The 14,128-nt window shown below is 66.6% G+C and carries 14 protein-coding genes; 4 read left to right on the top strand and 10 right to left on the bottom strand.

Annotated elements, in window-relative coordinates; all coding sequences use genetic code 11:
* Positions 1-8 precede the first annotated feature (8 nt).
* The 4 genes from glcE to ACQ4OD_RS13720 all read right to left on the bottom strand — a co-directional run bounded on the left by glcE (position 9) and on the right by ACQ4OD_RS13720 (position 4,656).
* Positions 9-1,055, bottom strand: a complete 1,047-nt coding sequence (gene glcE / locus ACQ4OD_RS13735) for a glycolate oxidase subunit GlcE (RefSeq protein WP_430944436.1) — start codon at positions 1,053-1,055, stop codon at positions 9-11.
* On the bottom strand, positions 1,055-2,554 hold the full coding sequence (gene glcD, locus ACQ4OD_RS13730; RefSeq protein ID WP_430944435.1) for a glycolate oxidase subunit GlcD: 1,500 nt from the start codon (positions 2,552-2,554) through the stop codon (positions 1,055-1,057). Before glcD ends, glcE begins: the two co-directional genes overlap by 1 nt.
* Positions 2,555-2,574: 20 nt before the next feature.
* Positions 2,575-3,795, bottom strand: coding sequence for a M20/M25/M40 family metallo-hydrolase (locus tag ACQ4OD_RS13725; RefSeq protein WP_430944434.1), 1,221 nt, complete (start codon positions 3,793-3,795; stop codon positions 2,575-2,577).
* 72 nt (positions 3,796-3,867) lie between these two features.
* Entirely contained in the window at positions 3,868-4,656 is a 789-nt protein-coding gene (locus ACQ4OD_RS13720) for an SDR family NAD(P)-dependent oxidoreductase (RefSeq protein ID WP_430944433.1), read from the bottom strand.
* Between the two features lie 103 nt (positions 4,657-4,759).
* On the opposite strand from ACQ4OD_RS13720, the gene ACQ4OD_RS13715 reads away from it, so the two are divergent.
* A complete protein-coding gene (locus ACQ4OD_RS13715; protein WP_139670826.1) occupies positions 4,760-5,722 on the top strand; it encodes a GlxA family transcriptional regulator in 963 nt (320 codons plus the stop codon).
* The gene (locus ACQ4OD_RS13710) at positions 5,719-6,624 is read left to right on the top strand and encodes a LysR family transcriptional regulator (protein ID WP_139670827.1); all 906 of its coding nucleotides are present in this window, start codon (positions 5,719-5,721) and stop codon (positions 6,622-6,624) included. Before ACQ4OD_RS13715 ends, ACQ4OD_RS13710 begins: the two co-directional genes overlap by 4 nt.
* A 47-nt stretch (positions 6,625-6,671) precedes the next feature.
* On the opposite strand, the gene ACQ4OD_RS13705 is transcribed toward ACQ4OD_RS13710, so the two are convergent.
* The 5 genes from ACQ4OD_RS13705 to ACQ4OD_RS13685 all read right to left on the bottom strand — a co-directional run bounded on the left by ACQ4OD_RS13705 (position 6,672) and on the right by ACQ4OD_RS13685 (position 12,005).
* On the bottom strand, positions 6,672-7,682 hold the full coding sequence (locus tag ACQ4OD_RS13705) for a zinc-binding alcohol dehydrogenase family protein (RefSeq protein WP_139670829.1): 1,011 nt from the start codon (positions 7,680-7,682) through the stop codon (positions 6,672-6,674).
* A gap of 118 nt (positions 7,683-7,800) precedes the next feature.
* Complete coding sequence (locus ACQ4OD_RS13700; RefSeq protein ID WP_094011156.1) at positions 7,801-8,451, bottom strand: TIGR04211 family SH3 domain-containing protein; 651 nt, start codon at positions 8,449-8,451, stop codon at positions 7,801-7,803.
* Positions 8,452-8,666: 215 nt separating this feature from the next.
* The gene (ppnN, locus tag ACQ4OD_RS13695) at positions 8,667-10,040 is read right to left on the bottom strand and encodes a nucleotide 5'-monophosphate nucleosidase PpnN (protein ID WP_046855903.1); all 1,374 of its coding nucleotides are present in this window, start codon (positions 10,038-10,040) and stop codon (positions 8,667-8,669) included.
* A gap of 118 nt (positions 10,041-10,158) precedes the next feature.
* Positions 10,159-11,358, bottom strand: coding sequence for a nicotinate phosphoribosyltransferase (gene pncB / locus ACQ4OD_RS13690; RefSeq protein WP_430944432.1), 1,200 nt, complete (start codon positions 11,356-11,358; stop codon positions 10,159-10,161).
* A complete protein-coding gene (locus ACQ4OD_RS13685) occupies positions 11,355-12,005 on the bottom strand; it encodes a nicotinamidase (RefSeq protein WP_139670833.1) in 651 nt (216 codons plus the stop codon). Before ACQ4OD_RS13685 ends, pncB begins: the two co-directional genes overlap by 4 nt.
* Before the next feature lie 142 nt (positions 12,006-12,147).
* On the opposite strand from ACQ4OD_RS13685, the gene ACQ4OD_RS13680 reads away from it, so the two are divergent.
* The gene (locus ACQ4OD_RS13680) at positions 12,148-12,849 is read left to right on the top strand and encodes an NUDIX hydrolase (RefSeq protein WP_139670835.1); all 702 of its coding nucleotides are present in this window, start codon (positions 12,148-12,150) and stop codon (positions 12,847-12,849) included.
* Positions 12,850-12,917: 68 nt separating this feature from the next.
* Positions 12,918-13,313 carry a hypothetical protein gene (locus tag ACQ4OD_RS13675; protein WP_046855898.1) on the top strand — a complete coding sequence of 132 codons (396 nt, stop codon included), beginning with the start codon at positions 12,918-12,920 and terminating at the stop codon, positions 13,311-13,313.
* 3 nt (positions 13,314-13,316) lie between these two features.
* On the opposite strand, the gene ACQ4OD_RS13670 is transcribed toward ACQ4OD_RS13675, so the two are convergent.
* The gene (locus tag ACQ4OD_RS13670) at positions 13,317-13,934 is read right to left on the bottom strand and encodes a LysE family transporter (protein ID WP_038705946.1); all 618 of its coding nucleotides are present in this window, start codon (positions 13,932-13,934) and stop codon (positions 13,317-13,319) included.
* Positions 13,935-14,128: the final 194 nt, after the last annotated feature.

The raw sequence follows: 14,128 nt of genomic DNA, 5'->3' as shown, positions 1-14,128 counted from the left end.
CCGTGGCCTCACAAGTGTGCATACAGGCGGCCAGGGTTGAAGATGCCCTGGGGGTCGAGTTGGCGCTTCAGCGCCTGGTGGTAGCGCAGCGTCATCGGGTCCAGAGGCGCGCTGCTGTCGTCGCCGGGCGCGTAGGCGGTGGCATGGCCGCCGACCTCGGCCAGCAGGGCACGCAGGGTGGCCGCCGGCGCCTCGGACTTGAGCCAGCGCTGGGCGCCGCCCCAGTCGATCAGCTGCTGCCCGGGCAGATCTAGCACGCCGCAGGTGATGGGCAGGGACAGCCGCCACAACGTGGCCGGCGCGGTGAAGAACGCCAGGCGTTGCTCGCGCAGGTCGCCCCAGTACTGCGGGTCGAGTACCTCGCCGCCCAGGCGCTCGCGTGCCGAGCGCACCGAGCCTTCGCCGCCCTCCAGGCGCAGGTGCAGCGCCTCGCCGTCGTGGCTGGCGGCGCTGATCGGCAATGGCTGCTGGCCCCATTCGGCCAACCTGGCCAGCGCCTGGCGGGCATCCATCTCCAGGCGCAGGCCCAGGCACTGGCGCGGCCTGGGCAGCACCTTCAACGAAACCTCGGTAAGCAGCCCCAGGCAACCGAAGCTGCCCGCCATCAGCCGCGATACGTCGTAGCCGGCGACATTCTTCATCACCTCGCCGCCAAAGCGCAGGTGCTTGCCGTGGCCGGTGATCAGCCGGGTGCCAAGTACATAGTCGCGCACCGCGCCTGCCCAGGGCCGGCGCGGCCCCGAAAGCCCGGCGGCGACCATGCCGCCCAGCGTCGCCTCGGGCCCCAGGTGCGGCGGCTCGCAGGCCAGCATCTGCCCGGCCTCGCCCAGCGTCGCCTCGATCTCCCGCAGCGGCGTGCCGGCGCGGGCAGTGAGCACCAGTTCGGTGGGGTCGTAGCTGACGATACCGCGGTGCCCACGGGTATCGACCAGCTCGCCGGTCACCGGGCGGCCGAGCATGGCCTTGCTGTTGCCGCCCTGGATGCGCAGCGCGGTACCCTGGCGCAACGCCTGGTTGACCTGCTCCAGCCACTGCTGGCTGAGATCCGTGCCCATCAGAAGCGCTCCAGGTCGGGGAAGGGCAACTGCCCATGGTGCACATGCAGCGCGCCGAACTCGGCGCAGCGCTGCAGGGTGGGGATGTTCTTGCCCGGGTTGAGCAGGCCCCGTGGGTCGAAGGCGGCCTTGACCGCGTGGAACAGGGTGATCTCGTCGCTGTTGAACTGGGCGCACATCTGGTTGATCTTCTCCCGGCCCACGCCGTGCTCGCCGGTGATGCTGCCGCCCACCGCCACACACAGCTCGAGGATCCGGCCACCGAGGGCTTCGGCGCGTTCCAGCTCGCCGGGCAGGTTGGCGTCGAACAGGATCAGCGGGTGCATGTTGCCGTCGCCGGCATGGAACACGTTGGCGACCCGCAGGCCGTATGTCTCGGACAGTTGGCTGATGCCAGCGAGCACGCGCGGCAGCTCGCGCCGCGGGATGGTGCCGTCCATGCAGTAGTAGTCCGGCGAAATGCGCCCCACCGCCGGGAAGGCGTTCTTGCGCCCGGCCCAGAAGCGCACGCGCTCGGCTTCGTCGCAGGCCAGGCGCACCTCGCGGGCACCAGCCTGGCGCAGCACGGCATCGACGCGGGCGCAGTCGTCGTGCACATCGGCCTCGACCCCGTCCAGTTCGCACAGCAGGATCGCCGCCGCGTCCACCGGGTAGTCGGCGTGGATGAAGGCCTCGGCGGCGCGGATCGCCAGGTTGTCCATCATCTCAAGGCCTGCCGGGATGATCCCGGCGGCGATGATATCGGCCACCGCGCGCCCGGCGTCCTCGACGCTGGCGAAGCTGGCCAGCAGCACCCGCGCCACTTGTGGCCTGGGCAGCAGCTTGACGGTGACCTCGGTGACGATGCCGAGCAGGCCCTCGGAGCCGGTGAACAGCGCCAGCAGGTCGAAGCCGGGGCTGTCCAGGGCGTCGCTGCCGAGGGTCAGGCGCTCGCCCTCGACGGTGAGAATGTCCACCTTGAGCAGGTTGTGCACGGTCAGACCGTACTTCAGGCAGTGCACGCCGCCGGCGTTCTCGGCGACATTGCCGCCGATCGAGCAGGCGATCTGCGAGGAGGGATCCGGCGCGTAGTACAAGCCGTAGGGTGCCGCCGCCTGGGAAATCGCCAGGTTGCGCACGCCGGGCTGGACCCTGGCGAAGCGGCCTTGCGGGTTGACTTCGAGGATGCGGTTGAACCGTGCCATCACCAGCAGGATGCCCTGGCTCAGCGGCAACGCGCCGCCCGACAGACCGGTGCCGGCACCGCGCGCGACCACCGGCACGCCGCGCTGGTGGCAGAGCCGCAGTAGCGCCTGCACCTGTTCCAGGCGCTCGGGCAGTGCCACCAGCAGGGGCAGCGTGCGGTAGGCCGAGAGGCCGTCGCACTCATAGGGCTTGAGGTCTTCGCTGCGGTGCAGGATGTCCAGGTCGGGCAGGGCCTCGCGCAGTGCGGCCAGCAGCGCCGGCTTGTCCACGCTGGGCAACGGGCCGTCTACACGTTCGTCGTAGAGGATGTTCATCGGCGCTCCTGCGCAGTGGCCTATTGCGCCAGTTGCCTGATCATTGCCACCGTCAGGTACAGGCGCGGCGCCACGCTGGCGATCTCCATGTACTCGTCGTCGCCATGCAGGCCGGCGCCGACCACGCCCAGGGTCTCCAGCACTGCGGGCTTGTCGCTGTCGGGCACGTAGGCGTAGCCGGCGTCGGTGCCGAAGCGCATGGCGATGGGCTGCAGTTGCCGGTCGATCTTGCTGTAGAGCTGCCGCGCAGTTTGTGCAAGCTGCGTGGAGGCGTCGTTCTTCGCCAGAGGCGGACGGCCTTTTTCCATGACCAGCTCGACCTGGGTATCGGCGACCAACTGCTTCTTGATGATCCGCAAGGCATCCTCCTGCACCCGCTCGGTCTCGCTCAGGTCGGAATAACGCATGTCGGCCTCGGCGCTGGCCAGGGCAGGGATGATGTTGGCCTTCTCTCCGGCCTTGGCCAGGGTCCAGTTGACGGTGGTGCCCTTGTCCTTGTCGCCGAGAGCGTTCAATTGCAGCAACTGGTGCGCCAGTTCGATCAGCGCGTTGCGCCCGGCTTCGGGCGCGGAGCCGGCGTGGGAGGCACGGCCCTTCACCGTGAGTTTCAGGCGGTTGATGCCGTTGGTGGCGACGGTCACCGCGTCCTTGTCCGGTGGCTCGTAGGAAAAGACGAAGTCGTGCTGGCGTGCCAGCTCGGCGATTAGCTGCCTGGAGCCTGCCGAGCCCATTTCCTCGTCCGGGTTGAACAGCACGGTGAGGGTGCGATAGCCCTTGTACTGCTGGTCCTGCAGCAGCTTCAGCGCATGCAGGATCATCGCCACGCCGCCCTTGGCATCGGCCACGCCAGGGCCATAGGCGCGTTCGCCTTCGATACGGAACGGGCGCTTGGCCACGGTACCGGGGCCGAACACCGTGTCGTAGTGGACCATGAGCAGGAAGTCCTTGTTGCCGGTGCCCTTGAATGTGCCGACGATGTTGTCGCCCACCGACGGCGTGGCCGGCTGGGTGGTGACCTTGGCGCCGAGGGCCTCAAGGCGTTTCACCAGCTCGGCGCCGACCTGTTTCAGGCCCGCCTCGGTACCGGTGCCGGTGTCCACCGAAACCAGGGACTTGAGGGTTTCCAGGTAATGAGGCTGTTCTGCCTGGGCCTGGCTGTACAGCTCCTGGGGCGTGGGCTCGGCGGCCTGGGCGGTAGCGCAGGTGAGGGCGAGGGCCAAAGTGCAAAGTCGCAGATGCATGGGCAGGGTCTCGTTGTCATGAACCCTTCAGCGTAGACCCTACCCGATGAATGGCTGCCCGAGCCGTCGTGTCTACAGGCCGTAACGATGCGCCAGACGCTGGTTTGACAACTGCCCGGCCAGGCCCAGGCGGGCACCTTCAAAGGCTTCGTAGCGCTCGAACTCATGCAGTGACGGGATCGAGATCAACCGCTGCGCATCGAAGTCCTGCAACGCCGCCTCGACCAGGTCCTGCGCCGTCATCACGATAGCCGGGTCGAGGTTTTCCACCGGCAGCCCGCCGATGGCCCAGAAGTCCGTGGCGGTGGCGCCGGGCAGCACGGCCTGGACCTGCACGCCGCTGCCGGCCAGCTCCTTGTGCAACGACTGGCTGAAGGCGGTGACATAGGCCTTGCTCGCGCCGTATACGCCGTTGAGCAGTTCGGGCGCCAGGCTCACCACCGACGAGATGTTGATCACCGCGCCGCGCCCGCGGCCGACGAAACCGGGTACCGCCGCGTAGGTCAGGCGGGTGAGGGCGGTGACGTTGAGGGCGATCATCCGGCTCATCTGCTCCACGTCGCTGTCCAGCAGCGGGGTGTGGGTGCCGACCCCGGCATTGTTGACCAGCAGGTCGATGCTGGCGTCCTCGCGCAGGCGCGCCTCGATGCGTGCCAGGTCCTGGGCATCGGCCAGGTCTGCCGGCAATACCTCGACGCTGTGGCCGGTCAGGGTGGTGAGGCGCTCAGCCTGCGCGTTGAGGCGTTCGCGGTTGCGCGCCACCAGGATCAGGTCGTGGCCACGGCGGGCCAGCTGTTCGGCGTACACAGCACCGATGCCGGTGGATGCGCCAGTGATGAGTGCGGTGCCTTTCAAGTTCATGGTTGTGACTCCGTGGGTTGGGGTGAGGCCATGATGCTAGGCTTTGCCGTTGGCGCAAATGACGCATATAGTACGTATTCGAGACATGCTCTGGAGTGTACCCATGCATCGGGTCGGTTATCTGTTGTGCGAAGGGTTCCAGGTGATGGCGCTGGCCTCGCAGTCGGTGTTCGAGTTCGCCAACCTGCTGGCCGGGCGGCCGGTCTACGCCTTGGGCAACTTCAGTGTCGCAGGCGGCCCGCTGCGTTCGTCGCTGGGCCTGGTGCTCGACACCCAGGCGGTAGGGTCGCCGAGCCATGCCGATACCTGGCTGGTGGCGGGCACCTTGTCGCCGGTCGACTTACCGCCTACACCCGAGTCGGTTGCGCTGGTGCGGCGCCTCGGCGGCCAGGCCCGGCGCACGGCGGGCATCTGCACCGGGGCTTTCATACTGGCGCAGGCCGGCCTGCTCGACGGGCGCCGCGCCACCACCCACTGGGCCTTTGCCCGTGAGTTCCGCGAGATGTTTCCGCGCATCCAGCTGGAGGAAGACCGCATCTTCATCGCCGATGGCAACCTGTGGACCTCGGCCGGCATGACCGCCTGCATCGACATGGCCCTGGGCATGGTCGAGCAGGACCTGGGCGCCGAGATCGCCCGGGGCGTGGCCCATCGCCTGGTGATGCACCAGCGCCGTTCGGGCGGGCAATCGCAACATTCACAGCTGTTGGCCATGGCGCCACGCTCGGACCGTATCCAGGCGGCGCTGGAGCATGTGCGCGGGCACCTGGGGCAGCCCCTGACCGTCGAGACACTGGCCGAGGTGGCGCACCTGAGCCCGCGTCAGTTCAGTCGCGTGTTCAGCGCCGAGACCGGTGAATCGCCGGCCAAGGCCATCGAGCGCCTGCGCCTGGAGGCGGCGCGGCTGCTGATCGAACAGAGCCGCCACAGCCTTGATGTGGTAGCTCGCGAGACCGGTTTTCGCGATCGTCGGCATCTGCGCGAGGCGTTCCTGCGCGGCTTCGGCATTCCGCCGCAGGCCGTGCGCCGCGATGCGCGGCGCCTGGACAGCGAGGTGCCGGCATGAAGAAACTCGTGCGCATGGACGACCTGCAGGTGTTCGTCAGTACCGTGGCAACCGGCAGTTTCTCCGCCGCGGCGCGTCAGCTGGACATCTCGCCGGCCCTGGCCAGCGGCGCCGTGCAGCGCCTGGAACGCAGCCTGGGGTTCCGCCTGCTGGTGCGTTCGACCCGGCGCCTGCGCCTATCGGATGAAGGCCAACGCTACCTGCCCCATGCGCGCCAGGTGCTCGAGGCACTGGTGGAGGGCGAAATGGCCCTGGAGCAGGGGCGTGAGGAGATCGGCGGGATGTTGCGCCTGTCCATGCCCTCGGACCTGGGGCGCAATGTGCTGCTGCCCTGGCTCGACGAGTTCCAGTTGCAGCACCCGGGCATCAGCCTGCAACTGCGTCTGAGCGACCAGGTGGCGGACATGGTTGGGGATCGCCTGGATGCCAGTATCCGCTATGGCCAGTTGGCCGATTCGGGCCTGGTGGCGCTGCCCCTGGCTGCGGACAACCGCCGCACGCTGTGCGCCGCGCCGGCCTACATCGCCCGCCATGGCGCGCCGCGCACGCCGGAGGAACTGGCCGGGCACAACTGCCTGCGCTATGTGATGGGCGAGCAGACCCACGAACGCTGGGGCTTCCACTTGGCGGACGGGGTCAGGACGGTGAGTGTTTCGGGCGATCGCACCAGTGACGACGCCGATGTCGTCCGCCGTTGGGCGGTGGCGGGGCTGGGGATCGTCTACAAGTCGCGGTTGGATGTGCTGGCCGACGTGCGGGCCGGGCGGCTCGTGGAGCTGTTCCCACCAGAATGCTGCCAGGCGGCGCCGCTGCAACTGGTGTGCGTGCACCGCCAGGCGGTGTCGCCGGCGATCCAGCGGTTGCGCAGCTACCTGGGGGAGAAGTTTGCCGAGCTTGGCTAGCAAGGCGCCTGCAGGTACGTCATCGCGCCTACAGGGCCCCTATCGGACTAGAAACCTTCCAGTACAACCTTGCCCTTGGCCTTGCCGCTTTCGATCAACTCGTGGGCGCGGCGCAGGTTGGCCGCGTTGATCGCGCCGAAATGCTCGCCCAGCGTGGTCTTGATCACGCCTTCATCGACCAGCCCGGCGATTCGCTCCAGCAGTGCGTGCTGCTTGATCATGTCGGTGGTCTGGTACAGCGAACGGGTGAACATCAGCTCCCAGTGCAACGACAGCGACTTGCGCTTGAGGGGCACCACGTCGAGGCTGGTCGGGTCGTCGATCAGTGCCAGGCGGCCTTGTGGGCGCAGCACCTCGACCAACTGGGCGAAGTGGCGGTCGGTGTGGGTCAGGCTGATCACCAGGTCCACCTGGCCTATGCCCACGGCCTCCAGCTGGGGTGCCAACGGCTGGTTGTGATCGATCACCTGGTGGGCGCCGAGTTGGCGTACCCAGGCCTGGGTTTCAGGGCGCGAGGCGGTGCCGATCACGGTGAGGTTGGTGAGCTGGCGCGCCAGCTGGGTGAGGATCGAGCCCACGCCACCGCCGGCGCCGACGATCAGCAGGCTTTGCCCTTCGCCGCCGCCTTCGCGCACGCCCAGGCGGTCGAACAGCAGCTCCCAGGCGGTGATCGAGGTCAGCGGCAGGGCGGCGGCGCTGGCATTGTCCAGGCTGCGCGGCTTGTGGCCGACGATGCGCTCATCGACCAGATGCAGTTCGCTGTAGCTGCCGGGACGGTCGATGGCACCGGCATAGAAAACCTCGTCGCCGGGCTGGAACAGGGTCACCTGTTCACCGATGGCGCGCACCACACCGACCGCATCCCAGCCCAGCACCTTGGGTTGGCTGGTGCTGCCGCTGCCGGCGCGGACCTTGGTATCGACCGGATTGACCGCGATGGCGCGGACCTCCACCAGCAAATCGCGTGGGCCGGGGACAGGGGCGGGCAGGTCGCTGTCATAGAGCGAGGCCGGGTCGGTAAGCGGCAGGCCGTGTTGGGTGAAGACGATGGCTTTCATGGCATCAGGGTCCCTGAGTGGTAGGTAGGGCAACCTTAGCCTGCAAGATTTATCGCAAAAACATCGCAATCACGGGAACAGTTTCAGCATTTTCTTGAAAATGTAGCGGCCATGCTGGTCAGAACCAGCGATCGTTGCGTTTGCGCCCACGGGTCAGCGCCGGCAGGATCAGCCCCGCCAGCAGCCCGGCGCCGGCGATGCTGCCGCCATACACCATGTAGCGCATCATCACCTGCTTGTTCTCGTCACCCAGGCGCGCCTGGGTATCGCGCAGGCTCGACTGGCTCTGCTCGAGCTGCTCGTTGAGTGCCTTGTTGCGGGTTTCCAGCTCGTCGATCAGCGCCTTGCGCGAGTCGAGGGTCTCCTGCATGCCCTGCACGCGGTTCTTCCAGCTGTCGTCGATGGTCTTGAGCTGGCCGGACAGTTCGGCCACCTGGGCGTCGAGCTGCGGCAGGCGCTCGCTCTGGCCGGGCACCGCCTGCAGGTCACTGGTGAGGATCCACACCAGGTCGCCGCTTTGCCCGCGTACCTGGCTGTAGTTGCCTTGGCTGGTGACCAGGGTGACCTTCTGCCCGGACTTGAGTGTGCCGACGATGCGATGGCCATCGGTAGGGCCGCTGCGTACGTAAGTGTTCAGGCTGTCACTGACCCAACGCGCATCAGTGGCCGGCTCTTCGGCGTGGGCCGGGGCGGCGAGGGCGATCAGGGCGGCGATCAGGCCACCGCGCAGGGCGGTGAGGGCAGGGGAAGCGGGCTGGATGTCTGGCATGCTGGTCTTCGCTGAAACAGGACGAATGAAGGCCCGATGACTGGGCCGGCGATCCGGTCGGGTGGATTGACCGTCAGCGAAAGACCGTTTTTTTGTAGGCAGGTTCACCATCTGGCGCAGGAAATATCTGCAAAATATTGCGAAAAACCAGGACTTATTGGCTGCTGTGGGCGCCGGCTCGCCGGCGAAAGAGCCGCAAAGCGGCCCCAGTGCCTTCAGGCCACTACTTCATAGCACGGCACATACGCCGCCCCACCGGGCAACTTCATGCGGTGCTGGTCGACGAATGCCTGCAGCAGGCGCCCGAGCGGGTCGAGGATCGCCGCATCGCCGCGGATCTGGTAAGGCCCGTGCTCCTCGATCAGGCGGATGCCCTTGTCCTTGACGTTGCCGGCAACGACGCCCGAGAACGCCCGGCGCAGGTTGGCCGCCAGCTCGTGTGGCGGCAGGTCGCGGCGCAGGGCCAGGTTGGCCATGTTCTCGTGGGTCGGGTCGAACGGGCGCTGGAAGCCTTCGTCGATCTTCAGCAGCCAGTTGAAGTGGAAGGCGTCGTTGCGCTCGCGGCGGAACTGCTTGACTGCCTTCAGCCCCTCGACCATCTGCCGGGCCACTTCGGCCGGGTCGTCGATGATGATCTGGTAGTGGCGTTGCGCCGCCTCGCCGAGGGTGGCGCCGACGAAGGCATGCAACTGCAGCAGGAACGGCTCGGCGCTGCGCGGCCCGGTGAGCACCACCGGGAACGGCAGGCCCTGGTTGTCCGGGTGCATGAGGATGCCGAGCAGGTAGAGGAACTCCTCGGCGGTACCGGCGCCGCCGGGGAAGATGATGATGCCGTGGCCGACACGCACGAAGGCTTCAAGACGCTTCTCGATGTCCGGCAGGATCACCAGCTCGTTGACGATCGGGTTGGGCGCCTCGGCGGCGATGATGCCCGGCTCGGTCAGGCCCAGGTAGCGGCTGCCGTGCATGCGCTGCTTGGCATGGGCGATGGTGGCGCCCTTCATCGGCCCTTTCATCACGCCCGGACCGCAGCCGGTGCAGACATCCAGCTTGCGCAGGCCCAGCTCGTGGCCGACCTTCTTGGTGTACTGGTATTCCTCGGTGCTGATCGAGTGGCCGCCCCAGCACACCACCATCTTCGGCTCGACACCGGGGCGCAGGGTGCGGGCGTTGCGCAGCAGGTGGAAGACGTAGTCGGTAATGCCTTGCGAGCTTTCCAGGTCGATGCGCTGGCTGGCCAGTTCGCTCTCGGTGTAGACGATGTCGCGCAGGGCGCTGAAGAGCATCTCGCGGGTACTGGCAATCATCTCGCCATCGACGAAGGCGTCGGCCGGGGCGTTGAGCAGTTCCAGGCGCACGCCGCGGTCCTGCTGGTGGATGCGCACCTCGAAGTCCTTGTAGGCCTCGAGGATGGTCTTGGCATTGTCGACATGGGCGCCGGTGTTGAGGATGGCCAGGGCGCACTGGCGGAACAGGGTGTAGAGGCTGCCGGTACCGACTTCGCTCAGTTGCTGGACTTCACGTTGCGACAGCGTCTCCAGGCTGCCCTTGGGGCTGACGGAGGCGTTGATGACATTGCGTTGGGGCATCTGGTCTTTCCTGTGCGGGTAAAACATCCTTCTTGGACAACACCATACAAGCAAATGTGCGTGGCAACGAGGGGCCGGCTGAAAAAGCCTGTGGGCAAGCCCGCTCTCACAAGGTGCCTCACGCCACCTTGAACACATGTTTCAGGTATGCCACGAAGTTCTCGTCCCGGCACTGGGTCTTGCCCGGGCTATCGGAAATCTTCGCCACTGGCGCGCCGTTGCAGGCGGTCATCTTGATCACGATGTTCATCGGCGTGACCCCGGGAATGTCGCAGGTCAGGTTGGTGCCGATACCGAAGCTGACGTTGATCCGCCCGTGCAGGGCGCGGTAGAGGGTCAGCATCTTCTCGAAGTCCAGCCCGTCGGAGAAAATCAGGGTCTTGCCCTTCGGGTCCATACCCAGCCGTTCATAGTGGGCGATGGCTTTCTCGGCCCAGGCCAGCGGCTCGCCCGAGTCATGGCGCAGGCCATCGAAGAGTTTGGCGAAGTACAGGTCGAAGTCCTTCATGAACGCGTCCATGCCGATGCAGTCGGTCAGGGCGATGCCCAGTTGGCCGCGGTACTCGCGCACCCAGCACTCGAGGGCGGCGGCCTGGCTGTCCACCAGGCGCGGGCCGAGCTGCTGGTGGGCCATGAACCATTCGTGGGCCATGGTGCCGATAGGCTTGACCTGGTACTCGCGGGCCAGGTGCACGTTGCTGGTGCCGACGAAACGCCCGGGGAAGTCACGTTTGAGGATGTGCACCACCTCTTCCTGCACCCGGTAGGAGAAACGCCGGCGGGTGCCGAAATCGGCCAACTGCAGGCCGGCCAGCTCGTCGCCGCTGGCCTCGGCCTTGAGCCAGTCGAGCTTCTGGTAGAGGCGCTCACCGACCTGTTCGATCACCACCTCGCGGTAGCGATAGCGGTTGCGTACTTCACTGATGATCGCCAGCAGCGGGATCTCGAACAGGATCACGTGCAGCCAGGGGCCGCGCAGGCGGATCGCCAGTTGCCCGGCGTCGTCCAGGCCCACCTGCACATAACGCAGGTTGAAGCGGAACAGGCTGAGGAAGCGAATGAAGTCCGCCTTGATGAACGGGATCTTTTCCAGGTAGGCCAGCTGGTCGTGGGTAATCGACACATCGGCCAACTGCTCGACCTGGTAGCGGATCTCGGCGAGATAGGGCGCCAGGTCCTCGTTGTTGCGGCAGCGGAATTCCCATTCCACCTCGGCGTTGGGGTAGTTGTGCAGCACCGCCTGCATCATGGTGATCTTGTAGAAGTCGGTATCCAGCAGGTTCTGGATGATCCGTGGGCCGAAAACGCTGTCGCTCATGGGCGATCCTCCTTGAGTTGCGCCAGTTGGCGGTCGAGGTCCTGTTCATCGGGGCACAGGTGGATGCCGGCGGTGGCCATCTCTGTGCACGCCTGCTGCGCGCCCTCGGCGCTCAGTGCGCGGCAGGCCGGCAGGTACAACAACACCTCGAAACCGGCGCGGCGCAGTTGCAGGGCGGTGGTGCGCACGCAGTAGTCCAGCGCCAGGCCACCAACGATGATCGCCTGTACCTGTTGCACCTTGAGGAACTCGATGACACCGGTGGAGCGGCGTTCCGCCAGGTCGTGGTAGCAGGCGCCGTAGGGGTGCAGGTCGGGTTCGACGCCTTTCCAGACGAAGTAGTCGTAGTCGATGGGGGCGGGCAGGCCGGGGAGCAGTTCGAAGCCGGGCGTGCCGGGGACACAGTGGCTGACCCAGGTCAGGTCGGCGTTGGGCAGGGCCAGGGGTTGCAGCATCTGGGCCGGCTCGGCGACTGCCCAGGCGGCGTTTGCCGGGTGGGCGTCCTTGCTGCCCAAGCGCAGCGTGGCACGCTGGGCCATGGTGTTGAGCGCAGGCGCGATCAGGTGGCCGCCAGGTACCGGCAACTCCTGGGGAGCGTTGGCGGTAAAGCCGTTTTGCGCGTCGACGTCGAAGCTGGCGATGATCATGGGCAGAGGTCCTCGGCTGAGATGGTCATATAATTCACCTGGTGTACTATGTGTGTCAAGGCTATTCCCACATTAGAATTAGCCCTTGATAGATTTAATGGCCCTGGTGGAATATAGGCGGGTTATCAGAAGGAATCGTACCGTGAGCACAGCAGAAGTCCTGGCCAGCGTGGATATCATTGCCCTGCGCCTGTCGCCGCACAGCCTTCGCCTGGAGGTGTTGCTGCACCGGCGTGGACGCGAGCCCTACGAAGGGCAATGGGCCCTGCCAGGTGTGATCGTCAATGGCAGCACCTCGGACAACAGTCTGGATGCCGCCGCCGCCCGTGTCCTGGCGGAAAAGGCCAAGGTGGTCCCCCGCCATCTGGAACAGGTAGGCACTGAAGGCAATGGCGTTCGCGACCCACGGGGCTGGACCTTGAGCACCTACTATCTGGCGCTGCTCGATCCGGCGGTCGTGGTAGAAAACGCGCAGGTTGCCTTCTTTGACCTTCAAAGCGTTCTGTCGCGTGAGCTGTCGCTGCCGTTCGACCATGGCCTGCTGGTCGAGCGCGCCAGTGAGCGGTTGGCGGCCAAGGCCGTGTACACCAACCTGCCGTTGTACCTGGCGCCCGAGCGGTTCACTGTGCTGGACGCCCTGGCAGCGGTGCAGGCGTGCCTGGGGCAGGTGGTCAACAACACCTCGCTGCGCAAACGCCTTGAACGCATGAAGAGCGAAGGCTGGGTGCAGGACACCGGCGAGAAGGTCCAGCCCAGGCTCGGGCGGCCGCAGCAGCTGTACCGGCACACCCCGCAGGGGGCGGGGGCGTTCATGTTCGACCGGAGCCTGCTGGCGGGAGGATAGCCAGGACAGGCCGCAATCGCGTCACGGCCACTTCCTGCTGTTGTCGAGTAGCGACTATCCTTGCCCCCATGACCAACCTGCCTCCCTTACGCCACCCGTGTCCACCAGGCGCCTGCGACTGCGGCCGTGAACGCCTGGCCGACGGCCCGGAGCGGCGCATCCTGTTGCTCACCCGAGAGGAGGAAAAGCGCCTGGTCGAGCGCCTGGAGAACCTCAGGGATCTTGAAGACCTGCAGCGCCTGCAGTCACGCCTCTACGAGCAGCTCGGCATCCGCGTGCACATCGCCCCAGGCTTCAACGAAGTGCGCACCATGCGCGGTATCGTCATCGAACTGGAGGCGCAGTTGGGCCTGTGCCGCAAGACGCGCCAAGCCATTCCCGCGGCGATCCGCCGGGGGCTCGAGCGCAACCCGCAAGTGGCCTTCCGCCTGCTCGACGCCCACGACCTGCTGCGCGACGCCTGAGCCTCAGCGCATCGCCGCCAACTTGATGCCGAAGCCGACCAGGCAGGCGCCGGCCAGCCGTTCGAGCAGGTTGGCGATGCGCGGGCTGGCGCGCATGCGCTCGGCCAGTCGGTGGGTAAGGAACACCGCGATCAGGCCGTAGAGCAAGGTAAGCCCGGCCACTGTCAGCGCCATGAAGGCGAAGGTGACCACGCCCTGGTGGCGCACCGGGTCGATGAACAGCGGGAAGAACGCCATGTAGAACATGATCGCCTTGGGGTTGAGCAGGGTGATCATCATGGTCTGGCGCAGGTAGCGGCCGCTGGCCATGCGGCTCTCGCGCGGGGCGCCGCCGGGCTTGCTCAGCACCATGCGCAGGCCGAGCCAGGCCAGGTAGGCGGCGCCGGCCCACTGCACCACGTGGAAGGCGGTGGGGTAGGTGGCCAGCAAGGTGGCCACGCCGGCCACCGCCAGCCACATCAGCACCTGGTCGCCGAGGATCACCCCGAAGGTGGCGGCCAGCCCGCCCTTGATGCCGCCCTTGCCGGTGGCGGTGATCAGGGCGAAGTTGCCGGGCCCGGGGATCGCCAGGAGGATGAGGAACGCGATCACGAAAGCGCCGTAGTCGGTCACGCCGAGCATGGGGATTCTCCTGGGGGTGTTGGGCGGGCAGATTACGATATATGCCATTATTCGCGGCAGTTGCAAAGCCATGACGGCACAGGGAGGTGTTGCTGGCGGTCAAGAGCGTGAGGCCGATCCTAGGTCTTTGCGCCCGAGACTATTGACCGAGTAAGGGCCTCCAGGTGTTCACCGCAAGCCTTGCTCTGCCTATC

This window comes from Pseudomonas sp. WC1 (genome assembly GCF_050586565.1).
Lineage (GTDB): Bacteria > Pseudomonadota > Gammaproteobacteria > Pseudomonadales > Pseudomonadaceae > Aquipseudomonas.
Note: the sequence above shows the minus strand (reverse complement) of the source record. Positions and strands in the feature narration are given on the sequence as shown.